The 17797-nt window shown below is 67.1% G+C and carries 16 protein-coding genes and 1 tRNA gene; 15 read left to right on the forward strand and 2 right to left on the reverse strand.

All coding sequences use genetic code 11. The features are described from left to right. Positions 1-411 precede the first annotated feature (411 nt). The 9 genes from AC1D1S_RS11535 to AC1D1S_RS11575 all read left to right on the forward strand — a co-directional run bounded on the left by AC1D1S_RS11535 (position 412) and on the right by AC1D1S_RS11575 (position 8719). Positions 412-1311, forward strand: a complete 900-nt coding sequence (locus AC1D1S_RS11535) for a ParA family protein (protein ID WP_018772307.1) — start codon at positions 412-414, stop codon at positions 1309-1311. Between the two features lie 44 nt (positions 1312-1355). After that, positions 1356-2234: a segregation and condensation protein A gene (locus AC1D1S_RS11540; RefSeq protein WP_243179548.1), complete on the forward strand. Its 879-nt coding sequence runs from the start codon at positions 1356-1358 to the stop codon at positions 2232-2234. 86 nt (positions 2235-2320) lie between these two features. After that, positions 2321-2929 (forward strand): SMC-Scp complex subunit ScpB, encoded by a 609-nt coding sequence (gene scpB / locus AC1D1S_RS11545; protein ID WP_476994491.1) that lies wholly within the window; start codon positions 2321-2323, stop codon positions 2927-2929. Between the two features lie 110 nt (positions 2930-3039). Further along, entirely contained in the window at positions 3040-4338 is a 1299-nt protein-coding gene (locus AC1D1S_RS11550; RefSeq protein ID WP_476994489.1) for a pseudouridine synthase, read from the forward strand. Positions 4339-4340: 2 nt separating this feature from the next. Then, complete coding sequence (locus tag AC1D1S_RS11555; protein ID WP_459384367.1) at positions 4341-5450, forward strand: prephenate dehydrogenase; 1110 nt, start codon at positions 4341-4343, stop codon at positions 5448-5450. Next, positions 5450-6193 (forward strand): (d)CMP kinase, encoded by a 744-nt coding sequence (cmk, locus tag AC1D1S_RS11560; RefSeq protein WP_028275911.1) that lies wholly within the window; start codon positions 5450-5452, stop codon positions 6191-6193. Before AC1D1S_RS11555 ends, cmk begins: the two co-directional genes overlap by 1 nt. Positions 6194-6266: 73 nt before the next feature. Then, positions 6267-6947, forward strand: a complete 681-nt coding sequence (locus tag AC1D1S_RS11565) for a lysophospholipid acyltransferase family protein (protein WP_028275910.1) — start codon at positions 6267-6269, stop codon at positions 6945-6947. Continuing rightward, positions 6944-8494: a ribosome biogenesis GTPase Der gene (der, locus tag AC1D1S_RS11570; RefSeq protein WP_028275909.1), complete on the forward strand. Its 1551-nt coding sequence runs from the start codon at positions 6944-6946 to the stop codon at positions 8492-8494. Before AC1D1S_RS11565 ends, der begins: the two co-directional genes overlap by 4 nt. Before the next feature lie 148 nt (positions 8495-8642). Continuing rightward, positions 8643-8719 (forward strand) — tRNA-Pro (locus AC1D1S_RS11575). Between the two features lie 101 nt (positions 8720-8820). On the opposite strand, the gene AC1D1S_RS11580 is transcribed toward AC1D1S_RS11575, so the two are convergent. Next, complete coding sequence (locus tag AC1D1S_RS11580) at positions 8821-9690, reverse strand: Fpg/Nei family DNA glycosylase (protein WP_243179545.1); 870 nt, start codon at positions 9688-9690, stop codon at positions 8821-8823. A 195-nt stretch (positions 9691-9885) separates the two neighbouring features. Between AC1D1S_RS11580 and gcvH the strand changes: the two genes are divergently transcribed. The 5 genes from gcvH to AC1D1S_RS11605 all read left to right on the forward strand — a co-directional run bounded on the left by gcvH (position 9886) and on the right by AC1D1S_RS11605 (position 13099). Beyond that, positions 9886-10272: a glycine cleavage system protein GcvH gene (gene gcvH / locus AC1D1S_RS11585; protein ID WP_028275907.1), complete on the forward strand. Its 387-nt coding sequence runs from the start codon at positions 9886-9888 to the stop codon at positions 10270-10272. Between the two features lie 160 nt (positions 10273-10432). Further along, positions 10433-10909, forward strand: a complete 477-nt coding sequence (locus AC1D1S_RS11590; RefSeq protein WP_028275906.1) for an FHA domain-containing protein — start codon at positions 10433-10435, stop codon at positions 10907-10909. Between the two features lie 17 nt (positions 10910-10926). Continuing rightward, on the forward strand, positions 10927-11649 hold the full coding sequence (ftsR, locus tag AC1D1S_RS11595; RefSeq protein ID WP_028275905.1) for a transcriptional regulator FtsR: 723 nt from the start codon (positions 10927-10929) through the stop codon (positions 11647-11649). After that, on the forward strand, positions 11649-12152 hold the full coding sequence (locus AC1D1S_RS11600) for a bifunctional nuclease family protein (protein ID WP_028275904.1): 504 nt from the start codon (positions 11649-11651) through the stop codon (positions 12150-12152). Before ftsR ends, AC1D1S_RS11600 begins: the two co-directional genes overlap by 1 nt. A 350-nt stretch (positions 12153-12502) precedes the next feature. Beyond that, positions 12503-13099: a MerR family transcriptional regulator gene (locus AC1D1S_RS11605; RefSeq protein ID WP_028275903.1), complete on the forward strand. Its 597-nt coding sequence runs from the start codon at positions 12503-12505 to the stop codon at positions 13097-13099. Positions 13100-13229: 130 nt separating this feature from the next. On the opposite strand, the gene AC1D1S_RS11610 is transcribed toward AC1D1S_RS11605, so the two are convergent. Then, complete coding sequence (locus AC1D1S_RS11610) at positions 13230-14111, reverse strand: ParA family protein (RefSeq protein ID WP_028275902.1); 882 nt, start codon at positions 14109-14111, stop codon at positions 13230-13232. Between the two features lie 317 nt (positions 14112-14428). Between AC1D1S_RS11610 and AC1D1S_RS11615 the strand changes: the two genes are divergently transcribed. Further along, positions 14429-17797 (forward strand): pyruvate carboxylase (locus AC1D1S_RS11615; RefSeq protein ID WP_476994490.1); only part of this gene is annotated, 3369 nt, incomplete at its 3' end.

The following is a 17797-nucleotide window of genomic DNA, read 5'->3' on the forward strand; positions in this document are numbered from 1 at the left end:
GTCCGGTCCAGGACCGCCTCCACAAGACTTTGCGTGATCGAAAGTTCGTGCATGAGCCGCTGCCACCTCGTCGTTTCAATGTAGGCCTGCGGGGTACAAACTTCAATATCTCCGGGGCCGCCGGAACGCGGGCCCGGCTGCCTGCTTCACCCCCCCGGCTGCGCGCCTGCGGGCCTCCCCCTTGGCGTCCCCCCGGGCGTGCCTGCCGGCACGCCCGGGCCGCCGTGACAGCCCGGTAGCAACCTTCGACTTCAACCCGAACGTCAAGGCACAGCCTCCGGCGCAGTGTCAAGGTCCGGCGAATACCGTGTCGGGCGCTGTAACCTTGGGAGGAACGCGCTGGGCTCCGGGAGCCCGGAAGCGGCAAAATGAAGCACGACAATCACCGTCATCGAAAGTGTGGATAGATACGTGAGCAGCGAACAGGGTTCAGCAACTCTGGAAGGCACCGAACTCGATCTGGAAGACGCCGTCATGGGCCCCACCGGGCGGCCCCAACGCGACTTTCCGGAGCCCGCGCCGCTGTCCTCCCACGGTCCTGCGCGGGTCATCGCCATGGTGAACCAGAAGGGCGGGGTCGGCAAAACCACGTCCACGATCAACCTCGCCGCAGCCCTGGCCGAATACGGCCGCCGCGTGCTCCTGGTCGACTTCGATCCGCAGGGCGCCCTGTCCGCCGGCCTGGGCACCAACCCGCACGAGCTCGACCTCACCGTGTACAACGTGCTGATGGACCGCAAGGTGGACATCCGCGACGCCATCCAGAAGACCGGCGTGGAAAACGTAGATCTGCTCCCGGCCAACATCGACCTCTCCGCCGCCGAGGTACAGCTGGTCAACGAAGTGGCCCGCGAACAGGTGCTGGACCGGGCCCTGAAAAAGGTCGAGGACGACTACGACGTCGTCCTGATCGATTGCCAGCCCTCGCTCGGCCTGCTCACCGTCAACGCGCTGACCGCCGCCCATGGCGTCATCATCCCGCTGATCTGTGAATTCTTTGCCCTGCGCGCCGTGGCGTTGCTCGTGGAAACCATCGACAAGGTCCAGGACCGCCTCAACCCGCGCCTGCAGGTCGACGGCGTGCTCGCCACGATGTACGACGCCCGGACCCTGCACGGCCGCGAGGTGATTGCCCGCCTGGTGGAGGCCTTTGGCGACAAGGTCTTCGAAACCGTCATCAAGCGCTCGATCAAATTTGCCGACGCCACGGTCGCGGCCGAGCCCATCACTACCTACGCGGGCAACCACGTCGGTGCCGACGCCTACCGCCGCCTGGCCAAAGAGCTGATCTCGCGCGGCGGCGCGCCCTAGCCAGGGTCGTGGCAGGCGCCTTTTCTCCGCCAGCGAATCTCGACATGCCTGCGGAGCTCGACACGCGCGCGGAATCCGCGCGGGCCGCGGGGCCGGAGGGCCCAGCAGAACCGCGCGTCAAAAAGCCCGGATTCGAAGTGCGGCTGGCCAACTTCACCGGCCCGTTCGACCTCCTGCTCGGCCTGATCTCCAAGCACCAGCTGGACATCACCGAGGTGGCGCTGTCCACGGTCACTGACGAATTCATCAAGTACATCAGGGGCCTGCAGCAGCTGGGGGAGGAGTGGGCCCTGGATGAGGCCAGCGAATTCCTGGTGATTGCGGCCACCCTCCTGGACCTCAAAGCGGCCCGGCTGCTGCCCGCGGGCGAGGTTGAGGACGATGAGGACATTACCCTGCTGGAGGCCCGGGACCTCCTGTTCGCCCGGCTGCTGCAGTACAAGGCCTTCAAGCAGGTGGCCGGCATGATCGGCTCCACGCTCGAGCTTGAGGCCCGGCGCTATCCCCGGCAGGTTGCCCTTGAGGGGCACTTCGCTGCCCTGCTTCCGGAACTGCTGTGGCGGCACACCCCTGCCCAGTTCGCCTCCCTGGCCGAGGCGGCCCTCAAACCCAAGGAGGCAGCCCCCACCGAAGTAGGCCTCGCGCACCTGCACGGCGCGCCCGTCAGCGTCAAGGACCAGGCCGAGCTGCTGGGGAACCGGCTGCGGCTGGGCACGCCACTGAGCTTCCGGGCCCTGATCGCCGACGCCGAATCCACGCTGGTGGTGGTGGCGCGGTTCCTGGCGTTGCTGGAGCTGTTCCGCGACCGGGCAGTGGGCTTTGACCAGCTGCTGCCGCTGGGGGAACTGACGGTGCACTGGACGGCCGATACCCAGGGGTGGAGCAGCGAAAACCTGAGTGAAGAATACGAGGACCAACCGTGAACGAACGACTCCCTGACGCTGCCCGCGAGGCCGGGCCGGACGCCGGGCCGGACGCTGCCCGCGAGGCCGGGCCGGACGTCGCGAGCCTGCCAGGGGGCGCCCGCGCGGCCCTCGAAACGGTCCTGATGGTGATCGACGAACCGGCCACGGCCCAGGCCCTGGCAGCCGGACTGAACCTGACGGTCGACGTCATCGAGACCCTGCTGGCTGAACTGCAGCGGGAGTATAACGGTTATACTGTTAATGCCCCGGATGTGGACGATGCCAGTTTGAACGGCTTCAGCGCCACCGCCCGGGGTTTTGAATTGCGGAATATCGCCGGAGGCTGGCGGATCTATTCCCGCGCTGAATTCGCCGAGATCGTCGGCGAATTCGTGCTGGAAGGCCAGACAGCCAGGCTGACGCAGGCGGCGCTCGAAACGCTCGCCGTCATCGCTTACCGCCAGCCCGTATCTAGGGCGCGGGTGTCTGCAATTCGAGGAGTCAACGTTGACTCTGTCGTGCGGACGCTGACGCAGCGGGGGCTGATCGAGGACTCGGGAACCGATCCCGAATCCGGAGCAATCCTGTACCGCACGACGTCGTATTTCCTGGAGCGAATGGGAATCGGCTCGGTGGCGGAATTGCCACAGCTTTCACCCCACCTTCCGGGGCTTGAAGGCATCGAAGAGTTTTACGACGCTGGAAGAATGTAGGCAGGAACAACTGCCTGCGCACGAGTATCCACTAGGGCAGAACCATTTTGCCCAGTCGGCGGGTGTTGTCGGGAGACAGCGGCCGTCGGCCAACAAACGAAGGACGGGTCATGACACAGGCGGGACGCCAGGGTTCACCACGTAACAGTTCGGGACGTAACAGTGCCGGACAAAGCAGTGCCGGACAAAGCAGAGGTCAGGGCTCGGGCCGCGGCGCACAGGGCGGTTCGGGCCGCAGCGGCGGAGCCGACTACAAGGGCGGCGCAGGCCGCAGCTCCCAAGGCGGCGCCGGCCGCAGCGGCGGAGCCGGCTACAAGGGCGGCGGAGACCGCCCCTTCAAGCACCCCAAGCCTCGCGAAGAGGCCTTTATCGATCCGGACCTGCAGSGTCCCGACGGGGCGCCGTCGACTGCCCGCCCGGCTTCCGCTGACTGGAAGTCGAAAGCGCCCTCCGGCAAGGAGGCAGCCCGCAAGGCAGCCGCCCGCAAGCCCGGCTTCGGCAAGGCTCCCGGCACTCCCGGCGCCCTCAAGCCCAAGCCGCGCGTCGGCGCCGGAGCGGCCAAGGCCACCGGTTCCCGCGCCTTCGGCAGTGAACGCTTCGGCCAGAACCTCGGGCCCGTGCGCAAGCCGGCCCGCAAGCGCGGACCCCGCGCCGAGGTGCCGCAGTCTGAGCTGCACGACGCCGACGGCACCCGCCTCCAGAAGGTCATGGCTTCCGCCGGCGTCGCCTCACGGCGGGTCTGCGAGGAAATGATCGCCGAGGGCCGCGTCGAGGTCGACGGCCAGGTGGTCACCGAACTCGGCGTGCGCGTCGACCCGAAGACGGCAGTGATCCACGTCGACGGACTGCGCATCCAGCTGGACGAGAACATGGTCTACATGGTCTTCAACAAGCCCAAGGGCGTTGTCTCCACCATGGAGGACCCGGACGGCCGCCCGTGCATCAGCGACTTTGTCCGCAACCACCACGGCGAACGCCTCTTCCACGTGGGTCGGCTTGACGTCGCCACCGAAGGGCTGCTGCTGCTGACCAACGACGGCGAGCTCGCCAACCGCCTGACGCACCCGTCCTATGAAGTGCCCAAGACCTACCTCGTGCAGGTCCGCGGGCCCTTCCCGCAGGGCGTGGGCGCCGAACTCAAGGGCGGCGTCGAACTCGAGGACGGCATCGCCTCGGTGGACTCCTTCAAGCTCGTCGACTCGACCCCCGGCCACGTGCTGATCGAGGTCGTGCTGCACTCGGGCAAGAACCGGATCGTCCGGCGCATGTTCGACGCCGTCGGCTTCCCCGTGCTGCGCCTGGTGCGCGTCAAGGTCGGCCCCATCGGGCTCGGCGACCAGCGCCAGGGCAGCATCCGCAACCTCGGCAAGCAGGAAGTCGGCCACCTGCTGGCCTCCGTGGGGCTGTAAGCATGTCCGCCTTCCGCACGCACGGCCGCGGCCACCTGAACGGCCCGGTGCTCGTCCTGGGCTCCGGGCTTCTGGGCACCAGCATCGGGCTGGGGCTGCGGGGGCGGGGCGTTCCCGTGTTCCTCTCGGATCCCTCGCCGACCAACCAGGCCGTCGCCGTCGACATCGGCGCCGGCCTGCCGCTGGCGCGCCTCGAGGGGGAGGCTCCGGAGCTCGTCGTCGTGGCCGCGCCGCCGGATGTCACGGCGGACGTCGTGGCCAAGGCGCTCCAGGACTACCCGCACGCCGTCGTGGTGGACATCGCGAGCGTGAAGGCGCAGATCCTGGCCGATCTCCGCAGCCGCGGCGCGGACCTGGGCCGCTACGTGGGGACCCACCCCATGGCCGGGCGCGAGAAATCGGGCCCGGTCGCGGCCCGGGGCGAGCTGTTCACCTCCATGCCGTGGGTCGTGTGCCCGGCGGAGGAGACACTGCCGGAGTCTCTGCGGGTGGCGCGTGCGCTGGCCGGCGATCTCGGCGCCGTCGTGTCCGAATTCGCTGCCGACGAGCACGATGCAGCCGTGGCGCTCGTCTCACACCTGCCGCAGGTGATGTCCTCGCTCGTGGCCAGCCGCCTGCAGGGCACGCCCCTGCACGCCCTGTCCCTGGCCGGCAACGGGCTGCGCGATGTCACCCGGATCGCCGCAAGCGATCCCACGCTCTGGGTCCAGATCCTGGGCGCGAACGCGGAAAAAGTGGTGGAAATCCTGCACGGAGTCCGCGAGGACCTCAACCGGCTGATCGGCACCCTGGAGGCACCGGCCGCTCCCGGCGCCCGGCTGGACCTTGCCCAGCTGATCAGCGAAGGCAATGCCGGCCAGTCCCGGATCCCGGGCAAGCACGGCGGACCCCCGCAGGCATACTCGTGGCTGACGGTGCTGGTGGATGACACACCCGGGCAGATCGCCAAGCTGCTGACCGAGATTGGCGAGATCGGCGTCAACGTCGAAGACCTCCGCCTCGACCACTCTTCGGGGCAGAATGTGGGCATGGTGGAAATTTCCGTCCTGCCCAACAAGCACGACCTTTTGATAGCAGCCCTCAACGACCGTGGATGGCGGGTACTCCAGTAATGACCCAGGAACTCATCGAGACAGTGGACGTAGTCCGCCCCGGAAAAAGCCTTGTGGTTGCCATCGACGGACCCTCCGGCTCCGGCAAATCCAGCGTGAGCAAAGAGGTGGCCCGCCGGCTGAAACTGGCCTACCTCGACACCGGCGCGATGTACCGCGCCCTGACGTGGTTCTGCCTGCAGAGCGGCACGGACCTGGACGACGGGGCCGCCGTCGAGACCGCCGCAGAGACCCTGCCGCTGGAAATCAGCACGAGCCCGCAGGAAGAGTACGTCCGCGTCGGCGGGCACGATGTCACTCTCGCCATCCGTGAACCCGCCATTTCCGCGGCAGTCAGCGCCGTCGCCACCACGCTGGGCGCGCGGACTGAACTGATCCGCCGGCAGCGCGAGCTGATCGAAAAGCACCACCGCCGCATGGTGGTCGAGGGCCGGGACATCACCACCGTCGTCGCGCCCCATGCCGAGGTGCGGATGTTGCTGACCGCCAGCGAGGAAGCCCGGCTGCGCCGCCGCGGCATCCAGTTGGGCGGCAGCCAGAATGCCGAGCAGCTGGCAGCCCAGGTCACGCACCGCGATGCCAAGGACTCCACCGTAGTGAACTTCACCACGGCCGCCGACGGCGTCGTGACCCTSGACTCCTCCGACCTGGACTTTGACGAGACGGTCCAGGCCGCACTCGACATCGTGGACACCGTGGTCAACCATTCTCCTGTTCCGCTCCGGGCCGTCCACGGTGACTGAGGGGCGCGCCGGACTGCCGGGGACAGCGCCCGCCGCCCTGCCCGGCCAGTGGACGACGGCGTGGAGCCGGCCCGTGGGATGGCTCCTGGACCACCTCGTCTACCGCACCTCGGTCAGCGGACGCTCCAACGTCCCGGCGGCCGGTCCCGTGATTTTCGCGGGAAACCACATCAGCTTCCTGGATGGGCCCGTCATGTTCGGAGCCTCGCCCCGGCCCATGCACATCCTCGTCAAGCAGGAGATGTTCACCGGGTTCCTCGGCCGCGTCCTGGCGGCGTCGGGCCAGTTGCCCGTCGACCGCCGTGGTGGCCGTGCGGCGCTGGCCACGGCCCGGAGCCTGCTCGACGCCGGACGGTGCGTCGGGATTCTTCCCGAAGGCACGCGGGGGAGCGGTGAGGCCGCCGCGATCAACAACGGCGTCGCCTGGCTGGCGCTTAACTCCCGCGCCACCGTGGTTCCCGTGGCCATCCTGGGCACAAGAATCGGCGGCGAACACCTGGATACGGTGCCCGCACCGCGCCGGCGCCTGCATGTCAGCTTCGGCGGGGCCATCAACGTCAGCCGCAGGCCGGGCGAGAGCGGGCGTGTTTCAATGGACAGGGCGGGAACCGAAATCCGGGCCGCATTAGCGCGCCATGTCCAGGACTCAGTACTAAGAACCGGGCAGCCCCTGCCCCACGCGGAATCACCGCATGAACGTCATGAAGCAGTAGCCGGGACGCCGGCAGATCACCACCTAAGGAAAGTGCAATGAGCGATACGACTCAAACCTCCGGCAATTTTGGCGCCGGCGAAGACGAATACACGCCCACCGGCACCGACCAGGTGGCTGAAAACCTTGCCGCCCTGGACGATGACGAAGCGGAACTCCGCGCGGCCTCGCTGCGTGCCGGGCTGGACGACTACGAGCTCGATGAAGACGACGCCGCCCTCCTGAGCGGCCACTTCGACGATGAGGACTTTGACGGCCCGGTCAAGCTGGACCCGGTCCTGGCCATCATCGGACGGCCCAACGTGGGCAAATCCACCCTGGTCAACAGGATCCTGGGCCGCCGCGAGGCAGTGGTCGAGGATACCCCCGGCGTCACCCGCGACCGTGTCATGTACTCGGCAAACTGGAACGGCCGCAACTTCACCGTGGTGGACACCGGCGGGTGGGAGCACGATGCCCGTGGCATCCACGCCCGTGTGGCGGAGCAGGCCGAGATGGCCGTGGAACTTGCCGACGCCGTCCTGTTCGTCGTCGACTCCGCCGTGGGTGCGACCGCGACCGACGAAGGCGTCATGAAGATGCTGCGCAAGTCGAAGAAGCCGGTCATCATGGTGGCCAACAAGGTGGACGACTTCGCCCAGGAAGCCGACTCGGCCACCCTCTGGGGCCTGGGCTTCGGCGAACCGTACCCCGTCTCGGCCCTGCACGGCCGCGGCGTGGCGGACCTCCTGGACCACGTCATGGACACCCTCCCGGAGTACTCCCTGATTGAAGGCCTCGAGCGCTCCGGCGGCCCCCGCCGCATCGCCCTGATCGGCCGCCCGAACGTCGGCAAGTCCTCGCTGCTGAACAAGCTCGCCGGTTCCGAGCGTGTGGTGGTGGACAACACCGCCGGCACCACCCGCGACCCGGTCGATGAATTCATCGAACTCGGCGGACGCACGTGGCGCTTCGTGGACACCGCCGGCATCCGGCGCCGCCAGCACATGGCCCAAGGCGCGGACTTCTACGCCTCCCTGCGCACGCAGAGCGCGCTCGAAAAGGCCGAGGTCGCCGTCGTGCTCCTGGCCGTGGACGAGGTGCTCAGCGAGCAGGACGTCCGCATCCTGCAGCTCGCCGTTGAATCCGGCCGCGCCCTGGTGCTGGCCTTCAACAAATGGGACCTCCTCGACGACGAGCGCCGCCGCTACCTGGAACGCGAAATCGAGCAGGACCTGGCACACGTGGCCTGGGCGCCGCGCGTGAACATCTCGGCTAAAACCGGCTGGCACAAGGACCGGCTCGTCCCGGCCCTGGACACCGCCCTGGAAAGCTGGGACAAGCGCATCCCCACTGGACGCCTCAACGCGTTCCTGGGCGAACTTGTCGCAGCGCACCCGCACCCGGTCCGCGGCGGCAAGCAGCCCCGCATCCTGTTCGGCACCCAGGCCTCGAGCCGGCCGCCGAAGTTCGTGCTCTTCACCACCGGATTCCTGGATCCGGGATACCGCCGCTTCATCACCCGACGCCTCCGGGAGACCTTCGGCTTCGAGGGCACGCCCATCGAGGTCAACATGCGCGTGCGCGAAAAGCGTGGCAAGAAACGTTAATTCCGACACACCTTGCCGTGACAGCCTGAAATTGTCACAGGCACCCTCCCGGATCGTGTAAGCTTTTGGAGGTGGTTCGGCCGGACTGCTTGGAAGAAAACCTGGAGCGAATCCGGGAGGACTTCCGGGCGGAGAACGGTGGAACCAGCGGGCTGTAGCGCAGCTTGGTAGCGCACTTGACTGGGGGTCAAGGGGTCGCAGGTTCAAATCCTGTCAGCCCGACCAACAGCTGAAACCCCGCCATTCCTGATGAAGGAATGGCGGGGTTTTCTGTTTCCCGGACACATCCGCTCCGCGGTGTTCCCCGGAAGGTCCGCGGTGATCCGCTATTTCAAAAAGCGCGACGTCCGGCGGTCGGCCAGGATCTTTCCTTTCGTCTGGCACGTCGGGCAGTACTGCAGGGCGGAATCGGCAAAGGAAACCTCCCGGACTGTGTCCCCGCACACCGGACACGGTTCGCCGGTCCGGCCATGGACCCGCATGTGGCTCCGCTTGGTGTCCTTGAGCTCGTTGGGCGGCTTGCCCTTGGCCTCCGCCACCGCTGTTCCCAGAATTGTGTGGATGGCGTCGTAGAGACGCTGCACGTCCGTCCGGTCCAGCGACTTGGCGATCGCGAACGGCGAAGTCCTGGCGGCGTGGAGGATCTCGTCACTGTAGGCATTCCCAATGCCCGCGATGATGCCCTGGCTCCTCAGGACGCCCTTGATCTGCTGTGAACTGGAGCCGAGAATCCCGGCCAGTGCATCGACGTCGAAGTCCGGACTGAACGGATCCGGTCCGAGCGCCGCGATGCCGGGCACGTCGTGCGGATCACGGACCACATAGACCGCCAGGCTCTTTTTCGTGCCCGCCTCCGTCAGATCCATGCCCACCGGGCCGGAATCGCCCGAGAACGTCAGCCGCAGCGCGATGTGGCCCTTCCCCATTTTCAGCTGGGCGTCGGTAGGGGAGTCCGTGAAGCGGACCCAGCCGGCCCGGGCGAGGTGGAAGACAAAATGCAGCCCGTCCGCTTCCACACTGACAAACTTGCCGAACCTTTGCACGCCGCTGACGGCCTTGCCCTGGAGATCGGAGTAGGGAGGGTCTGCCGTCTTGAGCACGGCGAAGGAGACCGGCTGGATTTTCCGCACCATTGCTCCGCGCAGGTGCTCGTCCAGAAAGTCCGTCAGGGCCGCAACTTCAGGAAGCTCAGGCATGGCCTAGACCTGGCGTGTCCGGACGGTCCCGGCGCCCCGGTTGTGCACATTCCCGCCCTTCAGCGGAGCATGTTCTGCCATGGCACCATCTTCGCAGATCCCTCCCCGGCCCCTGCCCGATATGCCTATACTTTCAGCGGCGGCTAGAACAAACGACTGCCGCCGCCAGGTGATTGACCCGATGAAAGGCCCGTCATGAGCATCATTCCCGAAGACCTGTCCTACACCGCAGAACACGAATGGGTTTCGGCCCCCAACGCCGACGGGGTTGTGCGCGTGGGCATTACTGATTTTGCCCAGGACGCCCTCGGGGATGTCGTCTACGCCCAGATGCCCGAGGTCGGGACCACCATCAAGGCCAACGACGTCGTCGGAGAGGTCGAATCCACCAAGAGCGTCAGCGATATTTACGCCCCGGTGACGGGCGAGGTGGTCGCCAGGAACGAGTCGTTGGACACCGATTCCGCCCTTATCAACTCCGATCCGTACGGTGAAGGCTGGCTGATCGAAATCAGGCTCGCGGAAGCCGACGCGGTCGAGTCCTTGCTCAGTGCATCCGAGTATGAACAGCAGGTAGGCTAAAGACAGAGGTCATTCGGGCCGGGGCCGCCGGCGAGTGTTGTTGGGATAACAAAACAAAGCCGCGCCCCGCCGAAGGGCCTCATTACCGGGACTGCAAGGCTTTTCCGGACGGCATGCGTTGTTTGCAGGGGGGACACCTGCAACGAATGAGGAGGACTCAATGTTTGGGCACGAACGGAACGACACCGGTGACGGTTACGGCACGGGTGGAGTGAAGGCTTCGGAGACCACGTCGATCAACCTCACTCCGGTGCGCGACGAACCCAATTTCACGCCGAAGCTTTCGACTGAGGAACGGGCAGCGGTTGAGGCCCTTCCCTTCGGATCGGCCCTGCTCGTGGCGCACAGCGGCCCCAACGCCGGTGCGCGGTTCCTGCTGGACTCCGACGTCACCACGGCGGGCCGCCACCCGGACGCCGACATCTTCCTCGACGACGTCACTGTCTCGCGCAGGCACGTTGAATTCCGCCGCACTGCGCGCAGCTTCGAGGTTGTGGACACCGGGAGCCTGAATGGCACCTACGTCAACCACGACCGCGTGGACTCGGTGGAACTGAAGTCCGGCAACGAGGTCCAGATCGGCAAATTCCGCCTCACCTTCTACCTCAGCCCTGCCCGCGCAGCAGGCAACGTCTGATTCCGGGGTAGTTGCCTGTGGCCACGGCACATGCGGATCGGCGCGGACCCCAGGTTCTGAACATCGGGGAAGTCCTGGCTCAACTGAGCGACGACTTCCCCAGCATGACTGCGTCAAAAATCCGGTTCCTTGAAGAAAAGGGACTCATCAACCCGCAGCGGACACCTGCCGGCTACCGTCAGTACTCCGAGAACGACGTCGAACGGCTGCGCTTCGTCCTCTCACTCCAACGTGACCAGTACCTGCCGCTGAAGGTCATCAAGGACTACCTTGATGCGATCGACCGGGGCGAACGGCCGGAGAACCTGCCGGCAGGCGTCACGCTGTCCCCGCGGATCGTCTCCGAGGAGCTCGCCTCCGAGCTGCACAGCCGGGCACGCAGGCTCAGCGAGGAGCAGCTGCGCGCCGAATCCGGGGCGAGCGTCCCGCTGCTGGAATCGCTCCTGAGCTACGGCCTGATCGGGCACGTCAACGGCAAATTCGACGAACACGCGCTGCAGGTCGCGCGGGCCTGCGTCCAGCTGGAGAGCCATGGCCTGGAACCCCGCCACCTGCGGCCGTTCCAGGCGGCTGCCGACCGCGAATTCGGGCTCGTGGAGCGTGCTGTGGCCACCCTGACCTCCCGCAAGGACGCAGCCTCCCACGCCCGCGCCGCCGAGGCGGCCCGGGAAATCAGCGACCTCTGCCTGTCCTTGCACCAGGCGCTGGTCCACGACCGCATCTCAAGGATGGACATCTGATGATTGAGGTGGAGATTGTCGGCGTGCGGATCGAGTTGCCGTCCAACCAGCCGCTTGTCCTGCTCAAGGAAATCCATGGTGAGCGCCACGTGCCCATCTGGATCGGGACCCCGGAGGCCAGCGCCATCGCCCTGGCCCAGCAGGGGGTCATCCCGCCCCGGCCGATGACCCACGACCTCCTGGTGGACGTTGTCGAGGCCCTCGGCCACACGATCGTCAGCGTCAACATCGTGGCGGTGGAGGACAACATCTTCTACGGGCAGCTGCAGTTCGAGAACGGCACCACCGTGAGCTCCCGGGCCTCCGATGGGTTGGCCGTTGCCCTGCGCGCCAAGTGCCGGATCTGGTGCGCCGACGCCGTCATGGACGAGGCTGGCGTCCGGATCACCGAACACGACGAGGGCGAGGACACGCACCCCGGACCCGCCGTGGACGAGGAAGGCGAACTGCGGCGCTTCCGCGAGTTCCTCGACGACGTCGAACCCGAAGACTTCGGCGGCTGAGCCGGCCCAGGCCACCGGCGCCAGGGAACCTGCCGCGGTTGCGGGCGTGCCTGTGACTCCTGGTGTTTCTGATACGTGCGTGACAGCTGTGGCGGCACTGAACGTTAAAGTCAAGGATGAAACTTTCGACACGCCCCTGGAATAGCCCCAACGTCTTTGACCTTGGGCCCCGGCAGGCCTAACGTCGGAGGTACAAGTTCCCATTGCATACGGTAGCCGCGCAAGTCACACTGGAAGGTGCAGCCGGCTGAATTACACGGATGAAGTATTCATCCGGTGTCATGCAGCTGTTCACATCTATTGCTGCCGATGCAACAAACCCAGGGGAACCCACGACAAGGAGGGTCCACGTGAGTCCGAAAGGCGAAGCAGGCGAGCTGAAGCAGGCCTCAACGGCCGGCGTTGCTGTGCCCGCCAGCGGTGCCCAGGGCCTGCTGTTCACCGAGGATCTCCCCGTTCTGGACGAGGACGCGGGCTACCGCGGACCCACCGCCTGCAAGGCGGCCGGCATTACCTACCGCCAACTCGATTATTGGGCGCGCACCGGACTCGTTGAGCCCGCCGTCCGCGGCGCGGCCGGCTCCGGCTCGCAGCGGCTCTACGGCTTCCGCGACATTCTGGTTCTCAAGGTGGTCAAACGGCTCCTGGACACGGGCGTCTCCCTGCAACAGATCCGCACCGCCGTGGAACACCTGCGTGAGCGCGGCGTCGAGGACCTCGCCCAAATCACGCTCATGAGCGACGGCGCCAGCGTCTACGAGTGCACATCGGCAGATGAAGTCATCGATCTCGTCCAGGGCGGCCAGGGGGTGTTCGGCATCGCCGTCGGCCGCGTATGGCGCGAAGTTGAAGGAAGCCTCGCAGCCCTTCCCAGCGAACACGCCGCGGACCAGTCCTTTCCCGACGACGAGCTGAGCAAGCGCCGGGCGGCCCGCAAGATCGGCTAGCGCCCACAACTGCAGACGTGACTGCGCACAGAAACGACTGAGCACAGACACTGAGTACAACAAGATGAGGCCGCCTCCCGGACAGGGAAGGCGGCCGCATTTCTGTTGGGCTGTGTATGGGAGTCCGGGGCTACCGTAGGCTGCGGTCGCGGACAGCGCCGGCCGGGGCCACGCTGCCCTGGTTCAGCAGGTTCTGCAGCAGGGCATCGAAGAGCCCGGCCGCATTCTTGGCCGAGTCGCCGGGCCAGTGGTGGATGGAGTGGGCCGCGCCCTGGATCTGCTGCCAGTTGGCCTGCTCCGGGATGTGCGGGCTCAACAGCAGCTGGCCGAACATGGATTCCATCTCCGAGAGCCGGAACGTGTGCTCGGCCGAACTGTTGCGCACCCGGTTGGCCACGATGCCCGCGGGGGACAGCTTGGGGGCGAATTCCTGCCGGAAGAGCTGGATGGCGCGCATGGTGCGTTCCGTGCCGGCCACCGAGAAAAGCCCGGGCTCGGCCACCAGGGTCACCTTGTCGCTTGCGGACCACGCCATCCGGGTCAGGCCGTTCAGTGACGGGGGGCAGTCGACCAGGACGAGTTCGTAGTTCGTGGCGCCGGCCAGGACCGTGGAAAGCCGGCGAAGGTCGCGGCGGCCCAGGTCGGGGCGGTCGTAGATGCCGGTATAGGCAGAGCCGACGGCCACGTCCAGGACGGAGGTTGCCGCGCCGGACTGAATCCTGCCGTTCGCACTGCCGTTGGCGTTGCCGCGGCCGTTGATCCGGGCGTGTTCCACCCAGCCGCTGGGGACCACGTTGTCCGCCAGATGTGCCCGCCGCGGCGACCTCAGCATCCTGCCGATATCGAGCTGATCGTCCGGACTCACGCCCAGGGCCGTGCTGGCGTCAGCATGCGGATCAAGGTCGACGACGAGGGTGGGGATGCCGGCGGCCAATGCMGCCGACGCCAGTCCGGTGGTCACGGATGTCTTGCCGACACCGCCTTTGAGGCTGCTGATGCTCACTACTTGCACTTGAAAAACCAATACCTAACGCCGGTTGCCGAGACGGGGTCGTGCCGGCTCCTGCGTTCTTCGGAGCCGGGGCGTGCATGCGCCACCCACCCACTCATCATATGTTGATGCTCCGGCGAAACCCGTTTCATCCGGCGTGGGGCGCCAGAACCTCGCCAATCGGACGGACGGGGAAAGCTCTAAGGCCAAGGCCCTGCCCATCGCGGCGTCCGTGACGGATAATGCTGTGACAGTCGCCACAATGATTTGTGTTTGCCCGCACAGGTCCTAGACACTGTGAGCACTTACCGATACGCCCGCGATGAAGCAGGAGAAGTATGTTTTCTAAGATTCTGGTGGCCAACCGCGGCGAAATCGCGATTCGCGCCTTCCGCGCGAGCTACGAGCTGGGTGCCAAGACTGTCGCTGTGTTTCCCCATGAGGACCGCAACTCCATTCACCGCCAGAAGGCCGATGAGGCGTATCTGATCGGCGAGGAGGGACACCCGGTCCGGGCCTACCTGGACGTTGATGAGGTGGTGCGCGTAGCCAAGGAGTCCGGGGCGGACGCCATTTACCCCGGTTACGGTTTCCTCTCCGAGAACCCGCGCCTGGCGCGGGCCGCGAAGGAGGCCGGCATCACCTTCGTCGGGCCGCCGGCCGAGGTTCTGGAACTCGCAGGTAATAAGGTTGCCGCCCTCGAGGCCGCGCGCAAGGCCGGCGTCCCGGTCCTCAAGTCCAGCCAGCCGTCGAAGGACCTGGACGAACTGATCGCCGCCGCGGATGAGATCGGCTTCCCCATTTTTGCCAAGGCCGTCGCCGGCGGCGGCGGGCGCGGCATGCGCCGCGTGGACACCCGCGAGGCGCTCCCGGAGGCCCTGCAGGCCGCCATGCGCGAAGCCGACGCCGCGTTCGGCGACCCCACCATGTTCCTGGAGCAGGCCGTCCTGCGCCCGCGCCACATCGAGGTCCAGATCCTGGCCGACGCGGAGGGCAACGTGATGCACCTCTTCGAGCGTGACTGTTCCATCCAGCGCCGCCACCAGAAGGTCATCGAGATCGCCCCGGCACCGAACCTGGACGAAGGCATCCGGCAGGCGCTGTACCGCGACGCCGTGAAGTTCGCGAAGGCGCTGAACTACGTCAACGCCGGCACCGTCGAATTCCTCGTCGACACCGTGGGCGAGCGGGCCGGCCAGCACGTCTTCATCGAAATGAACCCCCGGATCCAGGTCGAGCACACGGTCACCGAGGAAGTCACCGACGTCGACCTCGTCCAGGCTCAGCTGCGCATCGCCGCCGGTGAGAGCCTCGCGGACCTGGGCCTGTCCCAGGAGAGCGTCCAGCTCAAGGGTGCCGCCCTGCAGTGCCGCATCACCACGGAGGACCCGGCCAACGGCTTCCGGCCCGACGTCGGCAAGATCACCGGCTACCGCTCGGCCGGCGGCGCCGGCGTCCGGCTCGACGGCGGCACCGTCTACTCGGGCGCGGAGATCAGCCCGCACTTCGACTCCATGCTGGTCAAGCTGACCTGCCGCGGACGCAACTACCCGGCCGCCGTCGCCCGGGCCCGCCGCGCCCTCGCCGAGTTCCGCATCCGCGGCGTGTCCACCAATATCTCCTTCCTGCAGGCTGTCCTGGACGATCCCGACTTCGTCGCCGGGGATGTGGCCACCTCGTTCATTGACGAACGGCCCCAGCTGCTGAAGGCACGGGTCTCGGCCGACCGCGGCACCAAGTTGCTGACCTGGCTTGCCGACGTCACGGTCAACAAGCCCAACGGCGAACTCAAGGTCCACACGGACCCGGCGGACAAGCTTCCGGCCCTGGATGACGCCGCGGCCCGGCCAGGGTCCCGCCAGCGTCTCCAGGAACTCGGCCCGGAAGGGTTTGCCCGTGCCCTGCGGGCGCAGGACGCCGTGGCCGTCACGGACACCACGTTCCGCGACGCGCACCAGTCCCTGCTCGCCACCCGGGTGCGCACCCGTGACCTCGTGGCGGCCGGTCCCGCAGAATCCAAGCTGCTCCCCGAGCTGCTCTCGGTCGAGGCCTGGGGCGGGGCGACCTACGACGTCGCCCTGCGCTTCCTCGGCGAAGACCCCTGGGACCGGCTTGCCGCCCTGCGCAAGGCCATGCCGAACCTGTGCCTGCAGATGCTGCTCCGCGGCCGCAACACCGTCGGCTACACGCCGTACCCGGAAGAGGTCACGGTGGCGTTCGTCAACGAGGCCGCCGCCACGGGCATCGACATTTTCCGGATCTTCGACGCCCTCAACGACGTCAACCAGATGGCTCCGGCCATCCGGGCCGTCCGCGAGACCGGTACCGCCGTCGCCGAGGTTGCCCTCTGCTACACCGCGGACATGCTGGACCCGGAGGAAACGCTCTACACCCTGGATTACTACCTGGAGCTGGCGCAGAAAATCGTCGACGCCGGGGCGCACATCCTGGCGATCAAGGACATGGCCGGACTGCTGCGTCCGGCTGCCGCGGCGCGCCTGGTCTCGGCGCTGCGGGAGCGGTTCGACCTCCCCGTCCACCTGCACACCCACGACACCGCCGGCGGCCAGCTGGCCACGCTCCTCGCGGCCGTGGATGCCGGCGTGGACGCCGTGGACGTGGCCTCGGCCTCACTGGCGGGAACCACCAGCCAGCCCTCGGCCTCGGCCCTCGTCGCCGCGCTGGCCCACACGCCGCGCGACACCGGCCTCAGCCTGGCGAACGTCTGCGCCCTCGAGCCTTACTGGGAAGCCGTCCGCCGGGTCTACGCGCCGTTCGAGTCCGGACTGCCGGGCCCCACAGGCCGGGTCTACCAGCACGAAATTCCGGGCGGCCAGCTCTCCAACCTGCGCCAGCAGGCAATGGCGCTGGGCCTGGGCGAGCGTTTCGAGGCGATCGAGGACATGTACACCGCGGCGGACCGGATCCTCGGCCGCCTGGTCAAGGTGACCCCGTCGTCCAAGGTGGTGGGCGACCTCGCCCTGCACCTGGTGGGCCTCAATGCCGATCCGGAAGACTTCAACGAGAACCCGCAAAAGTACGACGTCCCGGATTCCGTGATCGGCTTCCTCTCTGGCGAGCTTGGTGACCCGCCCGGAGGCTGGCCCGAGCCCTTCCGGACCAAGGCGCTGCAGGGGCGCACCGTCAAGGTCCGCGACGTCGAGATCAGCGCCGAGGACAGCGCCGCGCTCAACGGCGATTCCAAGACCCGGCGGGGCACGCTCAACCGCCTGCTCTTCGCCGGTCCCACCAAGGACTACCAGAAGAGCGTGGAGTCCTACGGCAACCTTTCGGTGCTGGACACGCGGGACTACCTCTTCGGGCTGCAGCGCGGCGCGGAGCACGAGATCGAGCTCGAGAAGGGCGTCCGGCTGATCGCCTCGCTCGAGGCCGTCTCCGAGCCGGACGAGAAGGGCATGCGCACGGTAATGTGCACGCTCAACGGCCAGTCCCGGCCCGTGGTGGTCCGCGACCGTTCAGTGGTGAGCAACGTCAAGGCCGCCGAACGCGCCGACACCTCCCAGCCGGGCCAGGTCGCCTCGCCGTTCGCCGGTGCCGTCACGCTGACCGTCAAGGCCGGGGACACCGTCAAGGCCGGCGACACGGTGGCCACGATCGAGGCCATGAAGATGGAGGCGTCCATCACGACGCCGGTGGCCGGCACCGTCGCGCGGCTTGCCGTCGCCGGGATCGAACAGGTCCAGGGC

This window comes from Arthrobacter sp. P1_A5 (assembly GCF_056406825.1).

What these genes read in the sequence shown, in the direction of transcription:
- AC1D1S_RS11555 (WP_459384367.1), top strand. Translation starts at nt 4,341, where the DNA reads ATGTCCGCCTTCCGCACGCACGGCCGCGGCCACCTGAACGGCCCGGTG.
- gcvH (WP_028275907.1), top strand. Translation starts at nt 9,886, where the DNA reads ATGAGCATCATTCCCGAAGACCTGTCCTACACCGCAGAACACGAATGG.
- AC1D1S_RS11600 (WP_028275904.1), top strand. Translation starts at nt 11,649, where the DNA reads ATGATTGAGGTGGAGATTGTCGGCGTGCGGATCGAGTTGCCGTCCAAC.
- AC1D1S_RS11580 (WP_243179545.1), bottom strand. Translation starts at nt 9,690, where the DNA reads ATGCCTGAGCTTCCTGAAGTTGCGGCCCTGACGGACTTTCTGGACGAG.
- AC1D1S_RS11590 (WP_028275906.1), top strand. Translation starts at nt 10,433, where the DNA reads ATGTTTGGGCACGAACGGAACGACACCGGTGACGGTTACGGCACGGGT.
- AC1D1S_RS11540 (WP_243179548.1), top strand. Translation starts at nt 1,356, where the DNA reads ATGCCTGCGGAGCTCGACACGCGCGCGGAATCCGCGCGGGCCGCGGGG.
- der (WP_028275909.1), top strand. Translation starts at nt 6,944, where the DNA reads ATGAGCGATACGACTCAAACCTCCGGCAATTTTGGCGCCGGCGAAGAC.